The sequence below is a fragment of the Streptomyces sp. NPDC058964 genome (assembly GCF_042741275.1).
Classification (GTDB): domain Bacteria; phylum Actinomycetota; class Actinomycetes; order Streptomycetales; family Streptomycetaceae; genus Streptomyces.
The window spans coordinates 1-6,449 of the sequence record NZ_JBHYKH010000257.1; the positions used below are offsets into that span (position 1 = coordinate 1).

Here is a 6,449-nt window from a genome sequence, read left to right on the forward strand (position 1 = left end):
GTTCGGCTTTATGTTTTCTTGTCTGCGGGCACCTCGGGGCCATTCGTTGCCGTAACCCGGTGGTCCGGCCCCGGCAACCTACCCCCCACCTTGTGGGCGAGGGGCGCGCCCGCGCGGCCGTTGATCCGGCCCGGCCTCGTACCCCGGTACTCGGCCGAGCTGCCGGGCGCCCGGGCGGCCGTGCTGACCCGGCTGTGGCGGGCGCTCGCCCATGAGCCACTGCCCTGGATCACCGGCCGTGGGCACGACGCCCGGGGCCTTGCGCTGCGGCTCCTGGACGGCCGCGCGCTGCACGGGCCGCACGCGGATCCGTACGCGACCGACGCCTACGTCGGCGTAGTACACCTCGACGACGAGCCGTACGACGATCCCGCACGTCTGATGACGGACCTCGCCGTGCCGCACTCGACGGGCTTCGCAGCCGAACTCGGGCACAGCGTGGCCTCGTTGGCACTGTCGCGGACCGCCCGTCCGGCTCACCCGAAGGAGTGGCCCGTGCGCGCCTGGGAGTGGGAGCAGCGGGTGGTCGACGGACATCCGTTCCACCCCAACTGCCGTTCCCGGCCCGGCTTCTCCGTGGCTGAGCAGCTCGCGTACGGCCCGGAGCACGGAGCGGTGGTGGAGCTGAGGACGATCCCCGTACCGCGGGAGGAGTGCCTGGTGACGGGGGCGTGGCCCGAGGAGGGGCGGCGGCTGCTGATCCCGGTGCACCCCTGGCAGGCGGCCCACGTCCTCAAGCTCTCCGGCGAGGGCGGGCAGTGCGCGCACCCCCTGATGTCCCTGCGCACCCTCGCCCTGCCCGAAGGGCCGCACGTGAAGACGGCACTCAGCACCCGGCTCACCTCCTCGGTGCGGGACATCTCGGAGTACTCGATCGGTGTGTCCGCGACCCTGTCGTCCTTCGCGCAGGAGCTGGCGGCCCGCACGGACGGACTGCTGCACGTCACGCGCACGCTGGGCGCGGTGACGGCCCACTCCCCGGACCTTGCGGCCGTGCTGCGCGAGTCGCCGCGGCTGTACGCGGCGCCGGACGAACACGTCCTGCCGGTGGGGGCCCTGGCCACCACGGACCTGCCGGACTCACCCGCCTGGCTGGCCGACTTCACCCGGCTGACGCTCGCCGTCGGTCTGCGTCTGCTCGAGCTGGGCGTGGCGCTGGAGGCGCACGGTCAGAACCTGCTCGTGGTGCTCTCCCGAACGGGCGCTCCGCTGCGGCTGGTCTACCGCGACCTGGCCGACATCCGTCTCAGCCCCGCCCGCCTGGCACGCCACGGCATCACCCCGTCCGGACTGACGGGCCGTCTGGTCACCGACGACGAGACGGCGCTGCGCCGCAAGCTGTTCGGGTCGCTGGTGGCGGGCGCGCTGGCGGGTACGGCGGGCTCGGGCGCCGCGCTCGGTACGGCCCTTCGGACCGCCGTACGGGACCTGCCGCGCACCCCCGATCTGACGGCGCTGTGCGAGGAGCCGCTGCCCGCGAAGGCGTTGACGCTGATGCGGCTGTCGCCGCAGACCCCCGGTGACCAGTGGTTCGGTCTGCCGAACCCGCTCGTTTTGGAGCCCGGCACCTCTGATCAATAAGATCCGCCGATGATCAGAAGACAACGGCTGGCGGCGGGAGTCTGCGCCCTGCTCGCCGCCCTGACGGCCGGGATCGCGCTTCCCGCCGGAGCGGCCGCCGACGAGACGGACCAGGCCGCCCCGAAGGTGGAACTCGTGCTGGACGTCAGCGGTTCCATGCGCACGCGGGACATGGACGGCGGCACGCGGATGGCGGCGGCGAAGCAGGCGTTCAACGAGGTGCTCGACGCGACACCCGAGGAGGTCCAGCTCGGCATACGGACCCTGGGTGCCAACTACCGTGGCAACGACCGGAAGACGGGCTGTAAGGACACCGCGCAGCTCTACCCGGTCAGCACGCTGAACCGCACCGAGGCGAAGACGGCGGTCGCCACGCTGGCGCCGACGGGCTGGACCCCCATCGGTCCCGCGCTGCTGAAGGCGGCCGACGACCTGGACGGCGGTGACGGCTCCCGCCGAATCGTCCTGATCAGCGACGGCGAGGACACCTGCCAGCCGCTGGACCCGTGCGAGGTGGCCCGCGAGATCGCCGCCAAGGGCATCGGGCTGACCATCGACACCCTCGGCCTGGTACCGGACGCGAAGACCCGCGACCAGCTCAGCTGTATCGCCGACGCGACGGGCGGCACCTACACCGACGTCCGGCACAAGGAGGAACTCAGCGACCGGGTTGGCCAGTTGGTGGACCGGGCGGCCGATCCGGTGGTGACGCCGGTGGCGACCGAGGGTGCCACGGAGTGCGCGCAGGCGCCCTCGCTGAAGTCCGGTCTGTACACGGACCGCGAGGAGTTCGGGCAGCAGCGCTGGTACAAGGTGGACGTCAACCCCGGCCAGGAGCTGCGCGCCTCCGTGAGCGTGGCGGACGACCGGGCGACCAACCCCGACTACGGCGTGCTGCTTCGGGCGGTCACGGTCAACGGCCGTGAGATCGTGCGCGGCGAGGCCGCGGGCAACGGCCGTACCGACATGATCTCGACAGGTCTGCGCTACCCGAAGCCGGAGAGCGACGACGACACGACGACCGCGGAGACGGTGTGTCTCCAGGTCACCAGCTCCTTCTCGGCGTCCGCGGGCGTGAAGACCACGCCGGGTCTGCCGCTGGAGCTGACCGTCGACGTGGTGGACGGCCCGGACAGGGCGAGCGACGTGGCCTCCTTCGGCCTCGGGCGCGGCTGGTGGCTGCTCGGCGCGCTGGTGCTGACCGGCTTCGTCGCGGGTCTGCTGTGGGGCTGGCTGTCGCGCTGGCGGGTCGCGGTCTGGAGGACCAACTGATGAGAATCACACGTGCGTTCAGCGTCGCTCTGCTGGCACTCGGGCTGGCCGCGGGTCCCGGGGCGGCCGACTCCTCCCCCTCGCCCAGCGCCTCCGACGACGGCAAGGCACCCACCCAGGCCGGCACCTCGTTCCGTACGGCGACCGAGATCGACCAGGGTGAGCGGGCCACCGCCGGCGGATCCACCGGCGACTACCTGTACTGGTCGTTCCCGGCCGACGCCGGCCAGCGTCCGACGGTCAGGGCGACGGTGAAACTGCCCGACTCGCACACCGCCGAGACCTGGCAGATCGATGTGTACGACGGTCTGCGCCGCCGCCAGTCCTGCCAGTACGGCGCCCAGACCCGCACCGCCGCCGAGGGTGCCTCGTCCGTGGAGCTGGCCTGCGTGCTGCGCACGGTCCGCGCCTGGTCGGAGCCGTGGGCCAACGACCCGCTGCCGGGCACGTACTACATCCGGCTGACCGTGGTGAACCTCGCCTCCTCGGCCCTGGGCCAGCCGGTCAGTGCCGAGGTCCGTGCCGACTCCAAGGACATCGGCGGCTCGGCCGCGGTGGACGGCTCGCTGGCCAAGCCGCTCGTCCCCGGCATCGCTGTGAAGTCGCAGTCCGACGACGAGGGTCCGGAGTCGAAGAAGTCGGCCGTGCTGTCCAGCATCGAGCCCGACGACGGCTGGTCCTCGGGCTGGTGGACCGACCGCTGGGTGTGGACCGCGGTGGGCGGCGTACTGGCCGCCCTCGCCGGTATCGGCGGCTACGCGCTGACGCGCGGTTCCGGGCGGCCGTCCCGGGTACCGCCGAACGTCTGAGTCACCGGCCCGGACACCGAGGGCCCGCCGCGTCCGCGCGGCGGGCCCTTCCCTTTCATGCCTCCCTGAGCGCCTTGGCCAGCGGGCTGTCACCGGTCACCGCGATCCGGCCGTCCCGCACCGCGGCCGGCACGTCCAGCTCGCCGCGGAGGAGGGCCCCGCAGGTGACGGAGTCGAGGTCGAGCCTCGCGTCGGGCTCGTCGGGGGCGGTCCCGTCGCCGTACACGGGGCCGTCCTCGGCACCCAGGTACAGATGGAAGTCCCCCGCCTCCGAGCGTACTTCCACGAGTCCTTCGCCGTGGGGCAGCCCGCGCAGCAGCGGCAGCGCGAACCAGTGCGCGCGCACGGCGTCGGTGGGCCGGCGCTCCCCCAGCCCGGCCTCGCCCCACTTCCCCAGCGCCTGCAGAACGGGCAGCAGCTCCCGCCCGCGCGCGGTGAGTTCGTACACGAAGGCCGCGCCCGGCGGAGGAAGCCGACGGCGCGTGGCGAGGCCGTCCCGCTCCATGTCCTTCAGCCGCGAGGCGAGTACGTCCGTGCTGACCCCCGGCAGATCCGCGTGCAGGTCCGTGTAGCGGCGGGGACCGGCGAGCAGCTCCCGGACGATCAGCAGGGTCCAGCGGTCTCCGACGAGGTCGAGCGCGCGGGCTGCGGAGCAGTACTGGTCGTAGCTTCGGCGAGGTGACATGCGGCGCAGTCTAGACGGGTTGTTGGACTTTCCAAGCTCCCACTTGGTAAAACCAAGCATCACGAGTTTCCGGAGGGGCGCATGGAGTTCCGGCAGTCGAACAAGCTCAGCGAGGTCTGTTACGAGATCCGCGGCCCGGTGATCGAGCACGCCAACGCGCTGGAGGAGGCGGGTCACAGCGTGCTGCGCCTGAACACCGGCAACCCGGCGCTGTTCGGCTTCGAGGCGCCGGAGGAGGTCCTCCAGGACATGATCCGGATGCTCCCGCAGGCCCACGGCTACACGGACTCGCGCGGTGTCCTCTCCGCCCGCCGGGCGGTCGCCCAGCGTTACCAGACGCTGGGGCTGGAGGTCGGCGTCGACGACGTGTTCCTCGGCAACGGCGTCTCCGAACTGGTGTCGATGGCCGTCCAGGCGCTGGTGGAGGACGGCGACGAGATCCTGATTCCCGCGCCGGACTTCCCCCTGTGGACGGCGGTGACGACCCTCGCCGGCGGCAAGGCGGTCCACTACCGGTGCGACGAGCAGGCCGACTGGAACCCGGACCTGGCCGACATGGCGTCGAAGATCACCGACCGTACCAAGGCCGTCGTCATCATCAACCCCAACAACCCCACCGGCGCGGTCTATCCGAAGGAGGTCGTCGAGGGCATCCTCGACCTGGCCCGCCGTCACGGACTGATGGTCTTCGCCGACGAGATCTACGACCAGATCCTCTACGACGACGCCGTCCACCACTCGGCCGCCGCCCTCGCCCCCGACCTGGTCGTCCTGACCTTCTGCGGCCTGTCGAAGACGTACCGGGTGGCGGGCTTCCGCTCCGGCTGGCTGGTGGTGACCGGCCCGAAGCAGCACGCGAAGAACTACCTGGAGGGCCTCACCATGCTGGCCTCCATGCGCCTGTGCGCCAACGCGCCCGCCCAGTACGCCATCCAGGCCGCGCTCGGCGGCCGCCAGTCCATCCGCGAACTCACCTCACCGGGCGGGAGGTTGCACGAGCAGCGCAATGTGGCCTGGGAGAAGCTCAACGAGATCCCGGGGGTGTCGTGCGTGAAGCCGAAGGGCGCCCTGTACGCGTTCCCGCGCATCGACCCCAAGGTGCACCCGATCCACGACGACGAGAAGTTCGTCCTGGACCTGCTGCTGCGCGAGAAGATCCAGGTCGTCCAGGGTACGGGCTTCAACTGGCCCGCCCCGGACCACTTCCGGATCCTGACGCTTCCGCACGCGGACGATCTGGAGGCGGCCATCGGGCGGATCGGACGGTTCCTGAGCGGCTATCGGCAGTAGCCGGGCCGATGCGGAAGCCGGACGGCCCGGTACGGCCGTCCGGCCCAGTCCGCCCTGCACGCCACCGTGACCGTGTGGCACCGTACCGGGAGGCGAGCGGGAAGGGCGCGGGCGTGGCTGACATCTTTCTCGTCCGGCACGGTGAGACCGAGTGGTCACGGTCCGGGCGGCACACCGGCTGCACGGACGTACCGCTCACCGAGCACGGGCGGGAGCAGGCGCGCCGGCTGATGCCGTTGATCCGCTCCCACCGGATCGGGGCCGCGTTCGTCAGCCCGCTCGAGCGGGCGCGGGAGACCGCCGAGCTCATCGGCGTCCCGGACGCGCGCGTCGACGCCGACCTGCGGGAATGGGACTACGGCGGCTACGAGGGCGTGACGACCGCCGAGATCCACCGCAGCCGGCCGGGCTGGTTCCTGTTCAGGGACGGGGTCGCGCCGGGGCCGCCGGAGCACCCCGGGGAGACCGCGGCGCAGGTCGGGGAACGCGCCGACCGCGTCCTGGCCGAGGTGGACGCGGCCATGGCCGACACCGACGGCGACGCCCTCCTCATCGCACACGGCCACTTCCTGCGCGTCCTCACCGCCCGCCGCCTCGGCCTGCATCCGTCCCACGGAGCGCTGTTCCAGCTGGCCACCGGCGCGCTGTGCCACCTGGGGACGGAACACGAGCGACCGGTGATCGCCGGGTGGAACATCCAGCCGGACTCGGCCGAGTAGCGGGGCACGGGGCGGTGCCCCGCGGGGCCTCCGTGTGGCTCATGCCCGCGCCGGCACCGTCACCGTGGCCGGGGGCCGCCGCGCCCGTCCGCC

6 protein-coding genes are annotated in these 6,449 nt (G+C 72.2%); 5 read left to right on the plus strand and 1 reads right to left on the minus strand.

Annotation, left to right across the window (positions count from 1 at the left end):
- The first annotated feature begins 90 nt into the window (after window positions 1-90).
- Genes ACFW2E_RS27505 through ACFW2E_RS27515 form a run of 3 tightly spaced genes read left to right on the plus strand, consistent with a single transcriptional unit; the run spans window position 91 to window position 3,662 of the window.
- The gene (locus ACFW2E_RS27505; RefSeq protein ID WP_384469753.1) at window positions 91-1,581 is read left to right on the plus strand and encodes an IucA/IucC family protein; all 1,491 of its coding nucleotides are present in this window, start codon (window positions 91-93) and stop codon (window positions 1,579-1,581) included.
- A gap of 9 nt (window positions 1,582-1,590) precedes the next feature.
- The gene (locus ACFW2E_RS27510; RefSeq protein ID WP_384469754.1) at window positions 1,591-2,853 is read left to right on the plus strand and encodes a VWA domain-containing protein; all 1,263 of its coding nucleotides are present in this window, start codon (window positions 1,591-1,593) and stop codon (window positions 2,851-2,853) included.
- Entirely contained in the window at window positions 2,853-3,662 is an 810-nt protein-coding gene (locus ACFW2E_RS27515; protein ID WP_384469755.1) for a hypothetical protein, read from the plus strand. The genes ACFW2E_RS27510 and ACFW2E_RS27515 overlap by 1 nt, the downstream gene beginning before the upstream one ends.
- 55 nt (window positions 3,663-3,717) lie before the next feature.
- Here the strand turns inward: ACFW2E_RS27515 and ACFW2E_RS27520 are convergent, their stop codons facing one another.
- A complete protein-coding gene (locus ACFW2E_RS27520; RefSeq protein WP_384469756.1) occupies window positions 3,718-4,347 on the minus strand; it encodes a winged helix-turn-helix transcriptional regulator in 630 nt (209 codons plus the stop codon).
- A gap of 81 nt (window positions 4,348-4,428) precedes the next feature.
- Between ACFW2E_RS27520 and ACFW2E_RS27525 the strand changes: the two genes are divergently transcribed.
- The gene (locus tag ACFW2E_RS27525; RefSeq protein WP_384469757.1) at window positions 4,429-5,637 is read left to right on the plus strand and encodes a pyridoxal phosphate-dependent aminotransferase; all 1,209 of its coding nucleotides are present in this window, start codon (window positions 4,429-4,431) and stop codon (window positions 5,635-5,637) included.
- A 113-nt stretch (window positions 5,638-5,750) separates the two neighbouring features.
- The gene (locus ACFW2E_RS27530; RefSeq protein WP_384469758.1) at window positions 5,751-6,356 is read left to right on the plus strand and encodes a histidine phosphatase family protein; all 606 of its coding nucleotides are present in this window, start codon (window positions 5,751-5,753) and stop codon (window positions 6,354-6,356) included.
- Window positions 6,357-6,449 lie beyond the last annotated feature (93 nt).